An 18460-nucleotide genomic window follows, 5' to 3' on the forward strand; every position below is an offset into this window, starting at 1 on the left:
AAATCGAAGCAGGATCCGGCGCAAGTTAGTTATGGTAAGATTTGGGGTTTACTTGCATGAAAGAAACTAATTTGATTAGAGTAGCTGTTGTAATTTTTCAAATGAACATCTCTGATAGGGAGCTTAATTTTTTTGATATTTACTGAGGAAATAGATTACAATTATTATATTAGCTTTTCCCCCTCTTGCAGTCAAGCTTAATTTGCAGTTCACAAAATAAAAACCTTAGTTTTTCAAAAAAGAATGGACCAATACGAAAAACTTCTAAAGTATGTTTTCGAAAACGGAATGGATAAATCTGACCGGACAGGTACTGGTACTAGAAGCATTTTTGGATATCAGATGAGATTTGATCTCAATGAAGGTTTTCCTTTGATTACAACCAAAAAAGTACACCTAAAATCTATTATTTATGAATTACTTTGGTTTTTAAAAGGAGACACCAATATTAAATATCTTACAGATAACGGTGTTAAAATATGGAATGAATGGGCTGATGATAAAGGAGAGTTAGGACCTATTTATGGATATCAATGGCGCTCATGGCCAGCTCCTGATGGAAGATACATAGATCAGATTTCAAACGTAATTGAAACATTAAAGAATAATCCGGATTCTAGGAGAATCATTGTTAGCGCTTGGAATGTAGCAGATGTAGATAGCATGGCTTTACCCCCATGCCACACTCTTTTTCAATTTTATGTCGTGGAGGGAAAGTTGTCTTGTCAATTATACCAAAGAAGTGCTGACTTATTATTAGGTGTCCCGTTTAACATTGCCTCATTTGCACTTTTAACTATGATGATTGCGCAAGTTTGTGGTTTAAACTATGGAGAATTTATACACACTTTTGGGGATGTTCATATATATAACAATCACTTTGAACAAGTTCAACTTCAATTAAGTAGAGAGCCAAGACCATATCCTGAAATGAAAATTAATCCGAAATTGAAATCGATATTTGATTTTACATATGATGATTTCGAATTACAAGGGTACAATCCTCACCCTGCAATTAAAGCTCCAATTGCAGTATGATTGAAATTGATGACGTAAACAGTAAATCTGCCATACCATTTCTAAGATGGACTGGTTCCAAAAAATGGTTTGTTAAAAAAGGGATTGAAAAATTTATTCCAAAAAAATTTTTAGGATATCACGAGCCTTTTTTGGGATGCGGAGCAATATTCTTTCATTTAAATCCTAATGGCAATGTCTATTTAAATGATTTAAATGATGAATTAATAAATGCATTTGTCGAGATTCAAAAAGGGCCACAGGCGGTAATTTCCAGTTTGAAAAAGTTTAAAAATTCAGAAGAAGACTATTATAGGATTAGATCTATGAAATGCCGAACTGATCACACAAAAGCCGCACGATTTATTTACCTAAATCGTACTGCATTTAACGGGATATATAGAGTTAATCCAAAAGGTGGGTTCAATGTTCCTTATGGTAGACGAAAAAATGTAGACTTAATTACGGAATCAAACTTGATAAAGGTCCACCATAAATTACAAGGAGTTGAATTGTCTTCAAATGATTTTTATAGTCAACTGAAAAATGTGAGGAAGGATGATTTGGTATATTTAGATCCTCCTTATACTGTGGCACATGAAAACAATGGATTTATTGCCTATAACAGTAAATTATTTTCACTCGAAGACCAAGAAAGGTTGGTAGAGATGGTTAGGAAAATTAATGAAATAGGGGCCTATTATATCTTGTCAAATGCTGAACATCCTACAATTAGATCATATTATAGGGGAGTTGGTGAAATATATTCTGTTGAGAGGCCTAGTATAGTCGGTGGAAGAACTAAAACACGTAGGAATTACAAGGAGTTAATTATTACCAACGTTAGCTAATGAATGCAAAAAACTCAGTGGAATCAACATCTATTAATATTGCGATTATTAGTGATTTGCATTGTCATCATAGTAGTCATCCGCTAGGCATTAATTCACATTTATTAACGGATAGTCTTAGAAATCCTGCCGCAGAACATCCAATTCAATCATTCATTGAGCAGGTGATTCCTGATTTCAAAGAGAATATAGATTATTTGTTTTGTCCTGGGGATATCACCAATGGTACCGATCCGCAAGGCCTAATATCTGGTTGGGACTTTATTAATGAGATTGCTCATGAGATGAGCACTAAAGATGTTATTGCGACAATTGGCAACCACGATATTGATTCAAGGCAGCAAATATCTAAAGATGAAGTATTTCGAGTTCCAAAAAAAATAGGTAAATCCTATCCTTTCAAAAGTAAAGAGTTACGTGATGAATATTGGGCAAATGGATATTGTTTTGTTGAATTTCCTGATGTAAGGGTTTTGGTGATTAATAGTTGTCATTTTCATAGAAGTAAAGATACTGCAGTTCAAGGAAAAGTCGATAAAGCTCAGATTGAAGAAATAAAAAAGTATGTTGAAAAGAGAGAGGATAGTAAAATTCAAGTAGCATTATGCCATCACCATCCCATGGAATACCCTTTGCCTAATCCACAAGCGGAAGATGTATTGGAAAACAGTGCTGACTTATTAAAAGGTCTTATTGAAAGTAATTTTGATGTTTTTGTTCATGGTCATAAACATTATCCAAGTTTAGAATATCATCCATGTGGTGGTAAGCGTATTCCAATTCTTTCCTCTGGAAGTTTTTCAGCTAAGAGTGGTTTAATGATGCACGGAATGTTTAATTCCTTTCATATGATGACTATAACAAAAACAGGAAATAATCAAGCGGTGGGGAAGATTCGAACCTGGGAATATTTAGAAGGAAACGGGTGGAGAAGAGCAAATGGTGGCCCACCTAATTTACCTAGTTATACTGGTTTCGGTTCCAATAAAAATATTAAGGATATCTGTTTAGAAATTAACCAATTGTATCAAAGTAAAAATTCGGTTGAGATAAGGTGGGACAAGATTGAAGTGGAAATTCCAGAAGTACAATATTTAACACCAAAAGAACTTGTTGATTTAGAAAAAACATTAGATGATATATACGAATTAGAGGTTAATTATAGTAAAGAACGCCTACCATCAAAAATTGGAAAGAAATATAACCCAAACGAGGATGAAAACCGATAATTTTCATGTAGTATATAATGCTAAAAATCTAAAAGCCAAAGAAGTGGCTGAAACATTTCTAATTGATCCAAAATTTGAGGAATTAATAAAGAATAGTCACTCAGTTTTACTTGGTGCGAGAGGTTGTGGGAAGACAACTATGATGAAAATGTTGACTTTACCAGCTTTGTATAATTGGGAAAACCCAAAAGCTAAAAATATTAGAAAGAACCTTCCTTTTGTTGCTATTTATATACCTACCGACATTTATTGGAATACAAATAAAGAAGCTTATTATGGACAACTGGAAAAAAAGTTCCCAAACTATGCAAAAGTAGTTTCAAAGACTGCTGTAACCTTAAGAGTTTTGGATTCGACAACCCAAACGATAGAGTCATTACTCGAATATGAAATTAAGAATGTGGGTGATGAAAAATTAGCAGAATTCTGCAAATTTTTAATAAAAGAGTGGGGATTACCACCAACGGTACCAACTTTGGGTAAAATTAGACTAGCCTTATCTAGTAGTGCAAATAATTTAGCTCAACACATGAGTGAAACAACTCTTAATTGTAAAACAGAAGATGAGGTAAAATATAACCGGTCATATTTTAATCTTGACTTTGAAAATGCTTCTGAGGTAGCAATCAAGGCATTTGAGCAAATAATGGGTTATAAAATTACTAATTGGGCATTCTGTTTTGATGAGTTGGAGCTGGCACCAAAATGGCTGCAAGATAGATTGTTTGAATCTTTAAGAAGCCGGGGAAATCAGCAACTGCTTTACAAGTTGAGTTCAAGTCCTATCACAAAAATACCTAAAGATTTATTGGCTAGTACTTTAAACGATGTCACTTTGATTAAAATGTGGCCAACAGAAATAGGCACTAAATACGAAGTTTTTAGTAAGAAGATAGTATCCAATATTTTACAAAGGAGATATGGCAAAAAGATAGATGTTAAATTGATTTTTGGAACTAATCCCATATATAGTTCTACAAAGGGAGAGTATGAAAAGGGAGGTGAAATCTGGTCTGAAATAATTAAATTGGCTGAAGTAGATACCTCTTTTCGAAATCATTTGATCTCCGCTAACATTAATCCTATTGACCCAAGCGTAGATGAATTAAATAAGAATAAAAAAGATACTGTTCTAAGAAAAATTAAACCTTCAGTCTACTTTAGAAACTATTATAACAATTACAAAGAAACTAGGCAACCTAAAAAGAAAAGAATGAGAAAGGCGCATTCACTTTTTTTTGGAGAAGAAGTATTGTACAAGATTTGTGATGGTAACCCAAGGTGGCTTAAAGGGATTATGGATATGATGTTGGCGGGTACTGATAAAAATAGACCTAAAAAAATATCAAATAAACAGCAAGGGATTGTATATAGTAAAATTGCTGAAAGATTTCTTGAAAGCCTAAGCGCAATTCCAAAATCAACTATTCGAAGACATAATGGTCAAGAATTTACTTTAACACAAATGCTTGATATGATTGGATCTCATTTAAGTGATTTACAGCTCCTTGGAGAATTTAGTAGGGATCCCAAAGGTTCGTTTTATGTCGATGAGAATTTAGATGATGCAATTACTTCTGTACTTGAACAAGCTGTTTATCAAGGAGCAATAATTCTATTAAATCCTTCAAAGGATGGCTTTGACGTTAATATAAAGGGGAAAAGGCTAAGGTTATCTTATTTATTCCATCCAAAATTTAAGCTTCCATTAAGAACTTATACTAGAGTTAGTCTTTCATCTTGTATAAAACCAATTTTAAATAAAAAGAACATGGTCAATAAACCATCGAATCAGGCAAAACTGGATTTATAATGAAAATTAAATATGCTGAACAGATTACATTGACAAACATCGAAAAGGATGAGTATGATTTGATTATAGCTTCTTCTGGTTATGAAAGCAGGGCAACTTGCTTGGTTGAAAAGCTAAAGAATCAATCTAAATCAAGAAAAATATACATTGGTTTTAAAGAGAGAAAAGAAGAAAAGCAACGAAAGATAAATGACGGGAAGTTTTTGGAATTAGGTTTTGTAAAACATGATATAGAAGCTGGTGAAGGAAATTTTGAAGATATAATAGGAATCTTGGACAATATTTTTACTGACTTTTTGAAGAGAAAGGAATTGAATGTTTTTGTTGATTACTCTTGTATGACAAAAGTGTGGTACTCCACTATCATTAACTATTTTTCATTTAAGCATTCAGTTTTGGAAAGTTTACAAATTTCATTTGGCTATACTCCGGCAAAGTATTCAAAACCAAAAGAGCCTATGCCAAACCAATATATGGGGCCAATACCTGGTGTTTATAGGATTTCGGCATCCAATAAACCTATAGTTTTGGTTATTGGTTTAGGTTATGAAAAGTACAGGGCTAAAGGCTTGGTGGAACATATTGATCCAGAAAAAACATTTGTTTTTTATTCGAAACCGGCTTTTGATGAGAAATATGTGACAGATATAGAACAAAATAACTCTGATCTTTTAGTGAATTTGGATAGCCAAAATATTCATTGTCATCCGGTAAATGATTTAATTTCTACTGAATCACAGCTTACATCTTTGTATCATGCTTTAAGAGATGATTATAAAATCATATTAGCACCTCAGGGGCCAAAGCCATTTGCATTATTATGCATTTTATTGGCGCATAGGTACCCTGATATAGATATATGGAGAGTAAGTGCCGGTGGTTCAAGAAAAGTATATGATCGAGAGCCCTCTTTACTTGACCCTATAATTTGCAAAGTTGTTTTTGAAAATGTAAAAACCAAAGAATTAGCTGTTTAATTCCCTTTGTTAAAATAAGTGATGTTCTGTATAGAATAGGAGGAGAAGAGTTTTTATAATTATCGAAGCTAGCGAGGAAAATTGCTTATGATAATCTTGTTTCTTTTACTCGATGTAGTCTTTGCAGTAAGAGAATATACCTTAAAATTAAGGACCTAACTGTGTTTCTTGTTTTCCAAATACTGCTTGCAATGCTTTTTAGTTAATCAACCACAAAAGAAGAAATGCTTTTTCTCATTTATATCAATATGTAATCATATGAATGGTTCAGTTATCCTGATAGCTAGAGTGCTTTTAATTTGCTTTTCAAAACCGCCATATCCTCGCTTACCTTCCTGTCAATGATTTTGGCATAATGTTGTGTAGTTCTAAGATTTTTGTGTCCTAACATTTGCCCAACAGTTTCAATGGGAACGCCATTGGAAAGTGTTACAGTGGTGGCAAAAGTATGTCTGGCCAAATGGGTGGTCAAGTTCTTTTTAATGCCACAGAGGGCAGCAATTTCCTTGAGATATGCATTGGATTTCTGATTGCTCAAAACAGGTAAGACACAATCCCCGTTTACGACTTTGGGATGGTCTTGGTATTTTTCAATAATGCCCAGGGCAGTTGGTAGTAAAGGAATACCCAATCTAGATTTTGTTTTGGTACGTTTGGACTTTATCCAGAGGCTCCCATCAATATGGGTTACGATATTATCAGGATGTAGTTTTCGAACATCAATATAAGAGAGTCCGGTATAACAACAGAACACAAACATATCCCGGACCACATTCAAACGTTCCCCATCAATTTCTTTGTCCACCAAAGTCTGTAATTCCTCTTTGGATAGGAATTCACGCTCTACCGTTTTGAATTGTACTTTGTAGTTGTAGAAAGGGTCTTTGCTGATCCATTCATGGGCAACGGCCATTCGGATGATTTTCTTGAAATTGTTTACATATTTCAATGCCGAGTTATGATTGCATTTTTTCGTCACTTTGAGAAAATATTCAAAACCCTTAATGAATTTCAAGTCCACATCTCGAACAGGAACATCTGATTTTCTCAGTTCAGTTTTGATAAATTCAGCCACATGGCTGCGAGTAGTATGATACCGTTTATAGGTGCCCAGGGCAAATTCAATACCAATCAATTTTTCCATTTGTTGGTTATGCTCATCAAAGAGCTCCAAAAGCATTTTTACCCTTTTGTCATTACCCAAGAATTTGTCCTTTATATCATGAACAGTAAAAAAGTTTCCTTCTTCCACTAATTCATGATGTATCTTGTTCACCTTGTGGCGGACGGTTGCCATAAATCGATTCAATTCTTCTGCCTCCATTCCTTTTCCTTTCAATTTGTTCATTCTTGAATCCCATTTTTCAGGGTCAATTTTTCTGTGAAGACTTATGACGGAACGCTGGCCATTTACCGTTAATCTTAGGTATAGTCCGGCTTTTCCGTTCTTGTCGAGACGTTTGTCTTTAAGGTAAAAAAGGACTGCAAAGGAATTTGACATATTTTGGGTATCGATTTATGCCAAATAAAGGTATGAAAAATAATTTATAGAGTTTTATAAAAATCTAAAAAAGAGATAATTACAAGGAAATCGATACCACTTTTGTGTTTTTAAAATGGGTATCGATTTGGTGTCTTTTTATTTGATATTATTCGAGTTTAAATGAAACCAAATAAAATAAAAAAACCTGTAAATCAGTAATTTACAGGTTTAATGTGTTGTTTTGATGGTATTTTAGTGGAGCCGGAGGGATTCGAACCCTCGTCCAAACAAGCAACAACTAGGCTTTCTACATGCTTAGTCCGAGTTCAATTTTCGATGCACGACCGACCAAGGACTGCCTATCGTACACTTAGCTTCTTAAGTTTAGGATCTTTGCCGAAGCCACAAAAATCCGGTGTTGACTTTTATGGTGCCCCAAAAAAGGTCGCCGTCAACAAGGGCTACCAAGGGACATTCAGCTTTCCCGCCTTGCGGGACTAGGCTTGGACTTACTATAATTCAGTCAATTAAGCAGCTAAAGCGTAGTTAGACTCGCCATTTAAAAAAGTTGAGACATTGAATTAACGAGCATCATTCCCATAGCTCGACATGCTTACATAGCCATTGGTCTCGCTGTCAAAACCAGTCGGCCCCGTAATGAGATATCATTCCTGCGTAGGCAGGAATCTTTCTCAATTTTTTCAAAGAACTAATCCTGCACTGAGCACAGTTATAGTATGGGCGTTCCCAAGAATCTGCGTAGCAGATTCTTGGTCGGGCTATCGGCTTTATCTTTTTCTGTTTCTCGACTGCGCTCGAAATGACAGAAAAAGGATACCACCTCTATCCCTAACGCGGTGGGCAAAGGTAACTTATATCTTCAAAAGATAAAAAGTTTGCTTACCCTATACAATACTCTTATTTTGGTCAACAATTATACCAAAGCGTTGTATGAAATTCGGAATTATACGTGAGCGGAAAAACCCGCCAGATCGCAGGGTGGTTTTGTCACCGGTGGAATGTCAAAAAGTCCTGACTAATTTTCCCGAGGCCCAAATAGAAGTGGAATCATCTCCCATAAGGGTTTTTACAGATGAAGAATACTTAAAAAGTAATATTCAGGTAGTAAATAATATAGAAGGGTGCGATGTGTTGCTTGGCGTAAAGGAAGTGCCCATAGAATACCTTATTCCCAATAAAAAGTATTTTTTCTTTTCCCATACCATAAAAAAGCAGCCCTATAATCGGACATTGTTGCAGGCCATTTTGGAAAAAAACATTGAGCTTTATGATCATGAAGTGATTACCAATACCAAGGAACAACGTTTGGTGGCCTTTGGCAGGTATGCTGGAATTGTTGGAGCTTACAATGGAATAAGGACTTATGGTTTAAAGTTTGATCTTTTCAATTTACCCAAAGCGGAAACTTTGGAAGATCAACAGGCCTTGATAAGGGAGCTCAAAAATGTTAAACTGCCGGCCATAAAAATCTTGTTGACCGGCAAGGGAAGGGTAGGCAATGGGGCCAGAGAAATGTTGGATGCCATGGGAATAAAACGGGTCAATGTTTCTGACTACCTGAACAAAACCTATCAAGAGGTGGTTTACTGCCAAATCGATGCATCAGAATACAACAAGCGAAAAGATGGGGTGCGTGGCAATAAAGCCGATTTCTTTAAAAACCCACAAGAGTACAAATCCAACTTTTTTCGATTTGCCAAAGTGACCGACTTTTATATTGCAGGTCATTTTTACGGTGATGGTGCCCCATACCTCTATACTAGGGAAGATGCAAAGCAATCCGAATTTAAAATCAAGGTAGTGGCCGATATTAGCTGTGACATAGATGGTCCAGTGGCTTCCACCATACGACCATCCACCATTGCAGATCCCGTATATGGCTATGAACCCAGTTCCGAGTCGGAAACCGATTTTAAGAATACCAATGCCATAGCGGTCATGGCCGTGGATAATCTTCCGTGTGAGTTGCCCAGGGATGCCAGTAATGGTTTTGGGGAAGCCTTCTCAAAATATGTGATTCCTGCTTTTTTTAACGGAGACGAAGATGGTATTTTGGAACGGGCCCGAATGACCCAAAATGGGAAGTTGACCTCGCGGTATTCGTATTTGCAAGGGTATGTAGATGGGGTGGAGTGATTCATTTCATCGATATAAGGAATGTGTTATGGTGTATAGCCCATTTTTTAGTATATTGACTCTCTTATATCGGCTAAAGTGAAATTCAAATGGATATTGTCCGGGAATCTGGACGCCTCAGCCAAAAGGGCCTGCATAGACCTAGAGTATAAGCTCAGGCCCAGAATTACAAAGTTCCTCCTATCCAAATTCGACGGGGACTGTTGTGCCGATTTTTCCTGTTTTCATTTTGATGTTGATATGGATAACCAATGGATTTGGATTTCCAACAAAACCCCAGCGGAGCACATCAAAAAAATTAGTGCGGATTTTGATGCAGAAATCAATGGCCGCGAACTCTTCTCGGTAGCTTAGTCCGCGTTTTCAACCTTTACTTCCCATTGAACGGTAGGATGTTGTTTTGGCGCAACATATGCTCCCAATGCTTTTAAATTTAAGGTTAGGGAATCCAATTTTTCCAATGTTTTAACCTGAATAACTTTTGTGCCTTCAGCAGGAACAGTAAACACAGCGGGGCTGGAATAAAAAGTATAGGGCATTTGATTTTCAAAGATCAAATCGCTGCTAGACCCATTCTTTAGCGTTATCTTTAAAATGGAAGTTTTGTTGATATAGGTAGCTTCTTCAATGGAAATACAGGCCTCCAATAGTGGAATTAGATTTTCTTCCTTCCCAACCAAAAGGGAGTTATAGACAGCTACGGTTCGTCCCGCAAACAACGCTTCTCTAACCGATGCTGCAGTTTTTTCTTTTGCAAAGACCAAAGTAATGGGGCGATTATGGCCTTTTTCAGTATAGTCCCAATCAATAAGGCCATGGATATCGCTGGTACCCATAATGGTCAGGTTGTTTTCCAAGGCCAAGGCCAATGATTCTTCAGCATAATCCCCCATGTTAATGACTTCTATACCGTGCAATTCTCCTTTTTGGATACGGTCTTTTTGGAAATCACTTAAAATGGGATTTCCTTTTGGGGATTGGGGATACCATGCCGGATGGTTCCAAAATACAAAAGCGCCTTGTTTTTTGGCTTCCCCAAAAACAGTTTCCGCCTTGTCATGCAACAATTTATTGGCGTCTTGTATAAAAATGGCATTGTTGTGACCCATGGGGGCACCGCGGGTGATCTCAGAACCATTAATGATCAACAGGTCGTGGTCTTTGGCTTCGGCCATGGCCAATTCAAAAGAACGGTTTCTGTCAGGATGGGGAATATCTTCCTTATGCGGTTGATACTCCAAATGCTCGGTTAAGGAAATTACGTCCAAATTTTCCCGTAGGGCTTCCGATACCCTAATGGTGGGCCATACATTTCCATCCGAAAAAACCGTGTGCTGATGGAAATCTGTTTTTAGGGTTTTATAGTTGGGAACATCTGGGAATGTAATCGCTCTTGCGCTTGTGTGCGAATGCTCTTGGGCAAAAATCACGGCGGAGGCAAAAAAGGACAGAAAAAGAGGTTGAAGTTTCATGGTGGTCGGTTTTTTCCAAATGTATGAAACGTTCTTACATTATTGCTTTACAAGAAAAATAATTTGGATTAAGAAATGGTAAAATGGAATCAATTTCTGATTTTTGATACATGAACCCAGCTGAAGCATACATCCTAGATCAATCTGAACCGTTCAAAAGCATTCTTTTGCAATTGCAGGTCTTTGTGGAGAGCACAGTTCCTGATGTGGAATTAAAATATAAGTATCGTATTCCGTTTTATTATTTGGGAGGAAAACCGTTTTGTTATCTAAATGCGTCCGCCAAAAAGGGGTATGTGGATGTAGGTTTTTGGAGTTCCGCCCACTTAACCGTTCATCTGGATAAAATGGTCACCGAAGGTAGAAAGGTGATGAAATCCCTTCGATATCACCAACCCGAGGAAATTGATGCAGAGGTACTTGTGGCAATTCTTGAGGATGCCAGTTCTGTAAACCACAAAGGTTTTTGGAAATAGGGCTAGCTTTTGACCGTATTTTTATTGGGTATGGGCTTCTTGAGCTTGAAGAGTGCCACCCAAAGGGTAATCAATCCCAAAACCATCCAAATCAAATCTATCAATAAGATATGGTGATGGCCGTTGTTGTAGCTGACCCACATCCAATTTCCAGAGGAAATGCCATTGGCAATGGGAACCATCAGCGCCAAAATACTACCTGATAGCAAGGTCCATTTGTTGGTGAAGCCAATATTCTTTTTGAAGATGAAAAAGAGGGTGGCAACCAACCAAATGGGAAAATAGGTTCGATACAAGAAGGCTCGATTTACCTCTTCGGCAAATTTTACCACAATAAATTCCACGGCGGTAACTGGATAAAGGGTCAAACAAATCGCCATGTAAATGTTGGCCACTTGATGGTTGAACTTACGCCGTTTCTCAGGAATGTTCTTTTTGTCTCGCGCCACCAACCATATCATAATCCCAGATAGAATTACAAAACAGGAGACCAATCCAAGGATAAAGGAGATGAGACGAAGGCCATTCCCTGCATAATCCCCAAAATGTAGTCGGAACATCATATTTTTCACTCCATCCAGATAGGAATTATTGGTTATCGGCATTTTTTCTTCCACGATGGAACCATCTGCAATTTTGTAGATGCGATGTCCCAATCCATTAAGCTTGGTGGAATATCCCATATGACCACTTAGGGCTACATGCATGTTGGTATCCCCATAATTGAAAATATGGGCTTCGGTAACCTTGAAGTCTTGCCATTCTTCCTTCAGATTGGCAATCAAAGGGTCTAGATGTATGGACTTGTCCAATTTCTCATTCTGATAGGTGTATTCGGGATGGTTGTATTCCAAATCTTCAAACAGTTGGTTTTGGTCACCATCATACAACCCGGCTACAAGGGGAAGCATCAATATGCCTTTCAAAAGGAAAAAGGCTCCGGTAACGGCATATACAAATTGAAACGGAAACCCTATCACGCCCAAAGCGGTGTGGGCATCGGTCCACATTGCTTTTATTTTGGCCCAAGGGCGGAACACATAAAAGTTGGAGACAATTTTGTTCCAATGGACCAAAATACCGGTTAGGATGGCAAAAAGAAAGAAGAAAGCCACCAATCCGGCCAAATAGCGGCCATAGGGGTATGGAATCTGGTCCAAAAAGTGTAGTCGGTACAAGAATTCGCCTAAATGGTAGGACCCAACATAATCCCGTTTGGATTTATCCGAAGTGTCCAAATAGAAAAAACCACGGGTTTGATCTTCCTCGGATGCAAGGGAATCTTTAGAGGCCCCCAGGTTGACATTTACACTTCGCTCATTGTAATAATGGCTAATCTCCACATCACGACCCAAAAGATTGTACTCTTTTGAAATATGGGTCAAAAGCGAATCCATGCTGGTTACAATGGCGTCTTCTTGGGATACATCGTGCCCCCGCTGCCAATTGGCAATTTCATCCCTAAAAAAGGAGAAAGAACCAGTAAAAAAGATAACATAGAGGGCCACACTGATTACTATACCGCTAACGGTATGGGTGTGAAAAAGAATGTTGTAAATGCGGTTTCCCATGGTTGGTCTATACGATTGGATGGTTTTGATGGCCAAAATAGATAAGCACGCCAAAGAGTAGCGAAACAGCCAAATAAATGCCCCAGATTTTCCATCCGTTCTTCCCTAAAAAGGCCAATACCATTAACACGGCCCAAAGGATGAAAGCGGAAAAGGTACTGGTGATGATAACGGCAACATGGTTGAACCAACTGGCCAAGGCCATGTGGAACAATACGGCTACCATTAACCCTCCCAAAATGGCAGCGGTTATTTTGGCGAAACGCTGTGTTAGGGAACTGGTCAGGTATTTTTTGTTGGCTGGCATATTAGAACAATATTAGTTCACAAATCAAAAAGAAAACTACCGTACCTCCCATAGTCGCATAGGAAATCAATCGCAATGGGGCCAGTAAGACAACCAAACTGGCCACTGTCATAAGGAGGACAAAGAAGGTAAATGCCCCAGAACCCAACCCCCATATCCAACAGCTCAATAGTAAGGAAATGGTCATAAGACCCAGACCCAGATATTGGGATGCGTTACGGTGATTATCTACCCATTTTTCGAAACCCAAGACCCCAACACCAGTCATTTTTTTGGAAGTGCTGTAGAGGAGGCAAAAGGCAATACATAGGATGAGAGCGATTCCAGTGACCATGATCTATTTTAAAATTATTTGATACAGTAGGTGGCACAGTGCCAAATAAACTGATAGTCCTCTCCCTTGTACGAGCCTGGAACTTCTTCTTTGGTAGTGGTCTCCACAATGTACTTGGTGTTCCAGGGCAGGGCAAAGGATACCTCGCCATTATCATCAGTGTGCAAGGTCTTGGACCAAAGGTCCGCCACATAGATTTGCAGTTCGTTTTTTGCCAAGGGTTGGCCTTTGTACAACACCTGGAGTTTTACTTCATTTCCGTTATGGGTCAGTTGCTTTACCACAATGCCATTGGGGTTGGCTGTTTTGGTGTCGGCATCTGTATTGCCAATCTGTACCTTGGCGGTAGAATGGTAATGCGTTTTGAAAATGCCAAAGTCATATTGGGTGTAATCGATCACATCAATCTCATTGTTGTTCATGACCACGGTGTATACACCATTCTCATTTGGTGTGAAATGGGCCAAGTAATATTCTTCTTCCGGGGTCGTTTTCAGCTCAATTTTTGAGCCATCGGGAGCAATTACCCAAAGGGTAAACTTGGATACAGATGGGAATGCTTCGCCCTTAACTTTTTCAATGACACCATAGGTGTATTCCCCAAAGTGTACACGTACTTCATGGGGTTGGCCCAAGGTTCCATTGCCTTCGGTCTCTATCCATAAGTAGTGGGCGTTGGCGGTAGCCATGCCAAAAAGCAAGAGCATTAATGCGATAAAATTCGTTTTCATGATGTAAGGTGTTAAAGGCCCATGTGAATGGGCCCATTATAAAGGTTAGGTTAAAAAGTATAGGCTATGGTTACCCTGCCGTTGATTCCAGGTTCAGATTGCCAGTACAGATAGGTTCCGTAGTCTGATCCGGAATACAGGTATTCATCCAAAATGTTGTTGATGTTCAATTGAACCCTAAAATGGTCGTTTCTCCAAGAAAGTGCTCCATCCAATCTAAAATAGTTGGGTAGATTGGATTGGTTGTCTGCGGCCCAGGCCCATGTGGAACGGTCCACTTGGTATTGGTACCCCAAAGATGTTCCAAATCCACTTAGTGCCGAAGCCTCGGAAAAGTTGTAGTTCAACCATCCATTGGTCACATGTTTGGAATGTCCAGCTACAAGACTACCCGATTTATCTTTTACATTGGTATTGGCATAGTTAAGGATGATGTTCAGTTCAGGGGTAATTTGTCCCTGTGCATCAAATTCGATTCCTTTGGATTCTATTTCACCGGAATAGATGGAGAAGTTGTCATTGGGAAAAGCCGGGTCGCCCACCAAGATTTTATTCTTATTGATTTTGTAAACACCCAAGGAGGTTCGCAATCGGCCATCAAAGAAATTGGCCTTCACACCACCTTCAATGTCTTTTCCTTCAACAGGGTCATTGAGCAACTCGCCGGAACTGCTCACACCACTTTGTGGCAAAAAGGATTGGTCGTATAGAGCATAAGCAGTTAAAGAAGGAATGATATCCACACTCAACCCAACACGAGGAGTAAATACATCATCTGTTTCTGTTTTACCAATGGTATACAGATTGGTGTATCTACCTGCCAAGGTCAACCGGACATGATTGTCGATAAACCCGATTTCATCTTGTGCATAATGGGCCCTTACGGTACTGGCACCATAAGGGGTGCCTCCATTTCTGTATTGAACGGAAGAAGAACGATTGAAAACAGGTTCAGGGCTATCCCCGTATACTGGATTGAAAATATTGAAAGGTGCAGTGGTATCCACTACGGAAGTTTCGAACCAATCAGCCCAATACTTTTTATCACTATAATCAAAACCACCCATTATTTTGTGCGAAACCCGACCTGTATTGAAATTCCCATAAAGGTATACTTGCGCATATTTACCTAGAGAAAGGGCATCCCATTTGGAAACATAACGGTATGCATCTCCATTTTCTTCCAAAGAAAGCAACCAGGTTGAATTACCTACTTGGTCATAGCGCAAATAGCCCAACTGTCCTTCCACACTCCAATTATCGGAAAACTCATGCTTTAGGTTGGCAAAGAAGGTTACCTCTTGGATATCAGTTACTGGATAATCGTTGTTGGTGAATTTAAAGTCCCTGTCCAAGCTGGCGAACCCAGCACTGGAGGGTGCAAAAATATAGGCTGAACCGATATAGGATTCGGCTTGTTGCAGATTCATTTCTGCGGTAACGGATGTCCTGTCCGAAAATTTGTAGGTAAGCGAAGGTGCTATTCCATATCGGGTGACATCTTCATTGCCTCTATGGCTGTCACTGGTCTGTAGCATGGCGTTGAACCGGCCCAATAGCTTTCCGTTTTCGGAAAGTTTTCCGCTTACATCAACGGTGCCACGGTAAAAATCAAAACTACCTGCGCTAAAAGATGCATTGGCAATGAATTGCTCGGTGGGCTTTTTGGTCACTACATTATAGAAACCGCCAGGTTCTCCGGCAGACATCATAAATCCGGCAGGACCTTTTACAAATTCAATACGCTCCACGGTGTTCATATCCTCGGACAATGGTCCCCAGCTGTCTTGAACGTTGATTCCATTTCGGAACGCAGGCAAGCGAAAACCACGCATGTTGATACGGGCAAAATGCCCCCAGTGTTCCAGCATGGTAACCCCACTGACATTGCGGATAACGCCATCCATGATGCTGGTAGCCTGTTGGTCTTGGAGAATTTCGGCGCTGATTACCTGAACATTTTGGGGTAGTTCAACCAGCTTGGTCTTAAGTCTCAAAGACGTGGAGGGTTCATTTTCCACATATTTGTTCTGAAGGCCTTCAACAACCACCTCGTTCAATTGTTCGTTCTTTTCAATCAATGCTATCGTGGGTACAGAAGTTGTTCTATTGGCCACCACAGTAGCTGAAAAAGTTTGGGTTTCGTACCCGATCATGGAAAATGTCAGGGTATAGGAGCCTGGTGATAGATCCTGGATCAAGTAATTTCCTGAATCATCAGTTGGAGTTCCCAGACTGGTGTGGGAAATGGAGATGTTTACGTTGGGAAGTGCGCTGTTTCTTGAATCGATTACTTTGCCTTTAAGGCTTCCAGTTTGTGCATGCGAAGCAAAAAATACCGCAAAACTGAGGATGAGAAATATATTCTTCATAAGGTTATTTATAATTGGTCTAAATAAATTTTGAATGCAAATGTATATCTCACTGCGTATTCACGCAAGGAATATTTAGACTAATTAAAAATAAAATAGAAGTTTTTTGTTAAGCTACTGACAAAGAGGAGGTTACTTTTTTATAGGGAATTAATGGTTTGTCTGATAGCAGTCAAATCGGTTAGTAATTTTTCCAATAAGCTTAAATCCAGCATATTGGCTCCATCACTCTTGGCATTTGCTGGGTCAAAATGGGTTTCCATAAAAAGACCATCCACACCAGCTGCAATACCTGCGCGGGCCATAGTGCCGATCAAGGCCGGTCTGCCTCCGGTAACTCCAGAAGATTGATTGGGTTGTTGTAGGGAGTGGGTCACATCCAATACTACGGGCGCATATTGTTTCATGGTGGGAATACCTCTAAAATCAACAATCATGTCTTGATAGCCGAACATGGTACCTCGATCCGTTATAATGGCCTGCTCATTGCCCGTTTCCGTGACCTTGGTAACCGCATGTTTCATGCTTTCCGGGCTCATGAACTGTCCTTTTTTTAGATTGACCACCTTTCCGGTTTCTGCAGCGGCAACCACCAAATCGGTCTGGCGTACCAAGAAAGCTGGAATTTGAAGCACATCCACGTATTCCGCTGCCATTTTTGCATCAGAGATTTCATGGATGTCGGTTACCGTGGGCACCTTGAAAGTCTCGGAGACTTTTCTCAGGATTTTCAATGCCTTTTCGTCCCCAATTCCGGTAAAGGAATCAATGCGACTGCGATTGGCCTTCTTGAAACTCCCTTTGAACACATAGGGAATCTGCAATTTATCCGTGATGGCCACTACTTTTTCCGCTATACGCATGGCCATCTCTTCACCTTCAATGGCACAGGGACCAGCCAATAAGAAAAAGTTGTTGTTATCTGTATGTTTTATCTGTGGAATGGCGTCTAATTGCATGGGATATCTTTTTCAGCAAAAATACTATTTTGAAAAAGTAAATGTTATATGATTACCAAATTAACCTACAATGCGTTGTATTCTTTTTATGGTGTTCTTGTTTTCCAGTATTTTCTCTCGTGCCCAATATGGTATGAATTGTGAGATACGGCAAATCAAGATCAATGTTTTTAATCCGGGTGTGGAGTATGAAATGGGTCTTGGAGTGAACAGTACCTTGGATATAAGAGTGGCTTGGCAGATGGCCTTGGAACCTGCCAGCACCGAACCTATGGAAAACCTGGATTTTTTCCCAGCGATTACAGTCCAGAACCGATATTACCACAATTTCAACGGAAGACAGCGGAGAAGAAAACCCATCTATGGGAACTCTGGGAATTATTTGGCACCATCAGCGGCGATATTCTCACCCGGTAGTCGCATAGTGGAAAACAGGGTAGTGGATGGTGTTCATGGGTATGGAGGCTTGGTGTATGGGGTACAGCGCAGCTACAATTCTGGAATAAGTTTCTCCATTGATGCTGGGGCAGGATACTATGTGGGGCCTTTTAAAGGGGGTATTTATCCCGTAGTAAATTTGAGCCTGGGCTGGATCGTGAGCGAAAAAAGATGGTGTGTGGGGCGTTGACTTCGGAACCTGCACAAAATCAATAAGATAAAAATAACACTTTAGCGTGTTGACAAGTAGAAAATAGCAGTATCTTTGCGGCC

At 39.2% G+C, this 18460-nt stretch carries 17 protein-coding genes and 1 other RNA gene; 9 read left to right on the plus strand and 9 right to left on the minus strand.

Annotated elements, in window-relative coordinates:
- The first annotated feature begins 243 nt into the window (after positions 1–243).
- The 5 genes from ACP14V_RS04160 to ACP14V_RS04180 are packed head-to-tail and all read left to right on the plus strand — an operon-like array spanning position 244 to position 5887.
- Positions 244–1038, plus strand: a complete 795-nt coding sequence (locus ACP14V_RS04160; protein ID WP_272609460.1) for a thymidylate synthase — start codon at positions 244–246, stop codon at positions 1036–1038.
- A complete protein-coding gene (locus tag ACP14V_RS04165; protein ID WP_272609461.1) occupies positions 1035–1868 on the plus strand; it encodes a DNA adenine methylase in 834 nt (277 codons plus the stop codon). The genes ACP14V_RS04160 and ACP14V_RS04165 overlap by 4 nt, the downstream gene beginning before the upstream one ends.
- Positions 1868–3097: a metallophosphoesterase family protein gene (locus tag ACP14V_RS04170; protein ID WP_272609462.1), complete on the plus strand. Its 1230-nt coding sequence runs from the start codon at positions 1868–1870 to the stop codon at positions 3095–3097. Before ACP14V_RS04165 ends, ACP14V_RS04170 begins: the two co-directional genes overlap by 1 nt.
- Positions 3084–4910, plus strand: coding sequence for a hypothetical protein (locus ACP14V_RS04175; protein ID WP_272609463.1), 1827 nt, complete (start codon positions 3084–3086; stop codon positions 4908–4910). The genes ACP14V_RS04170 and ACP14V_RS04175 overlap by 14 nt, the downstream gene beginning before the upstream one ends.
- Positions 4910–5887 carry a hypothetical protein gene (locus tag ACP14V_RS04180; protein ID WP_272609464.1) on the plus strand — a complete coding sequence of 326 codons (978 nt, stop codon included), beginning with the start codon at positions 4910–4912 and terminating at the stop codon, positions 5885–5887. The genes ACP14V_RS04175 and ACP14V_RS04180 overlap by 1 nt, the downstream gene beginning before the upstream one ends.
- Positions 5888–6170: 283 nt before the next feature.
- Here ACP14V_RS04180 and ACP14V_RS04185 read toward each other — a convergent pair whose 3' ends face one another.
- Both ACP14V_RS04185 and ssrA read right to left on the minus strand, forming a co-directional pair.
- The gene (locus ACP14V_RS04185; RefSeq protein WP_272609465.1) at positions 6171–7388 is read right to left on the minus strand and encodes a site-specific integrase; all 1218 of its coding nucleotides are present in this window, start codon (positions 7386–7388) and stop codon (positions 6171–6173) included.
- Between the two features lie 235 nt (positions 7389–7623).
- Positions 7624–8024, minus strand: a transfer-messenger RNA (tmRNA) gene (ssrA, locus tag ACP14V_RS04190).
- A gap of 297 nt (positions 8025–8321) precedes the next feature.
- Between ssrA and ACP14V_RS04195 the strand changes: the two genes are divergently transcribed.
- Positions 8322–9527 (plus strand): NAD(P)-dependent oxidoreductase, encoded by a 1206-nt coding sequence (locus ACP14V_RS04195; protein ID WP_272609466.1) that lies wholly within the window; start codon positions 8322–8324, stop codon positions 9525–9527.
- Between the two features lie 78 nt (positions 9528–9605).
- Positions 9606–9881 (plus strand): hypothetical protein, encoded by a 276-nt coding sequence (locus ACP14V_RS04200; protein WP_136565692.1) that lies wholly within the window; start codon positions 9606–9608, stop codon positions 9879–9881.
- Here ACP14V_RS04200 and ACP14V_RS04205 read toward each other — a convergent pair.
- On the minus strand, positions 9878–10999 hold the full coding sequence (locus ACP14V_RS04205) for an Sb-PDE family phosphodiesterase (RefSeq protein ID WP_272609467.1): 1122 nt from the start codon (positions 10997–10999) through the stop codon (positions 9878–9880). The two genes, ACP14V_RS04200 and ACP14V_RS04205, sit on opposite strands and share 4 nt — an antisense overlap.
- 110 nt (positions 11000–11109) lie before the next feature.
- Between ACP14V_RS04205 and ACP14V_RS04210 the strand changes: the two genes are divergently transcribed.
- A complete protein-coding gene (locus ACP14V_RS04210) occupies positions 11110–11475 on the plus strand; it encodes a DUF1801 domain-containing protein (RefSeq protein WP_136565694.1) in 366 nt (121 codons plus the stop codon).
- Between the two features lie 2 nt (positions 11476–11477).
- Here ACP14V_RS04210 and ACP14V_RS04215 read toward each other — a convergent pair whose 3' ends face one another.
- From ACP14V_RS04215 to kdsA, 6 genes are all read right to left on the minus strand, one after another.
- Positions 11478–13046, minus strand: a complete 1569-nt coding sequence (locus tag ACP14V_RS04215) for a PepSY-associated TM helix domain-containing protein (RefSeq protein ID WP_272609468.1) — start codon at positions 13044–13046, stop codon at positions 11478–11480.
- A 7-nt stretch (positions 13047–13053) separates the two neighbouring features.
- Positions 13054–13353, minus strand: a complete 300-nt coding sequence (locus tag ACP14V_RS04220; RefSeq protein WP_272609469.1) for a hypothetical protein — start codon at positions 13351–13353, stop codon at positions 13054–13056.
- Position 13354: 1 nt separating this feature from the next.
- Positions 13355–13687: a hypothetical protein gene (locus tag ACP14V_RS04225; RefSeq protein ID WP_272609470.1), complete on the minus strand. Its 333-nt coding sequence runs from the start codon at positions 13685–13687 to the stop codon at positions 13355–13357.
- A gap of 14 nt (positions 13688–13701) precedes the next feature.
- Positions 13702–14418: a DUF4198 domain-containing protein gene (locus ACP14V_RS04230; RefSeq protein WP_272609471.1), complete on the minus strand. Its 717-nt coding sequence runs from the start codon at positions 14416–14418 to the stop codon at positions 13702–13704.
- A 50-nt stretch (positions 14419–14468) separates the two neighbouring features.
- Complete coding sequence (locus tag ACP14V_RS04235; protein WP_272609472.1) at positions 14469–16790, minus strand: TonB-dependent siderophore receptor; 2322 nt, start codon at positions 16788–16790, stop codon at positions 14469–14471.
- Positions 16791–16930: 140 nt separating this feature from the next.
- Positions 16931–17749: a 3-deoxy-8-phosphooctulonate synthase gene (gene kdsA / locus ACP14V_RS04240; protein ID WP_272609473.1), complete on the minus strand. Its 819-nt coding sequence runs from the start codon at positions 17747–17749 to the stop codon at positions 16931–16933.
- Positions 17750–17819: 70 nt separating this feature from the next.
- On the opposite strand from kdsA, the gene ACP14V_RS04245 reads away from it, so the two are divergent.
- Entirely contained in the window at positions 17820–18377 is a 558-nt protein-coding gene (locus ACP14V_RS04245; RefSeq protein ID WP_136565701.1) for a hypothetical protein, read from the plus strand.
- The last annotated feature ends 83 nt before the right edge of the window (positions 18378–18460 follow it).

It is taken from the genome of Flagellimonas alvinocaridis, from assembly GCF_965248585.1.
GTDB lineage: Bacteria > Bacteroidota > Bacteroidia > Flavobacteriales > Flavobacteriaceae > Flagellimonas > Flagellimonas alvinocaridis.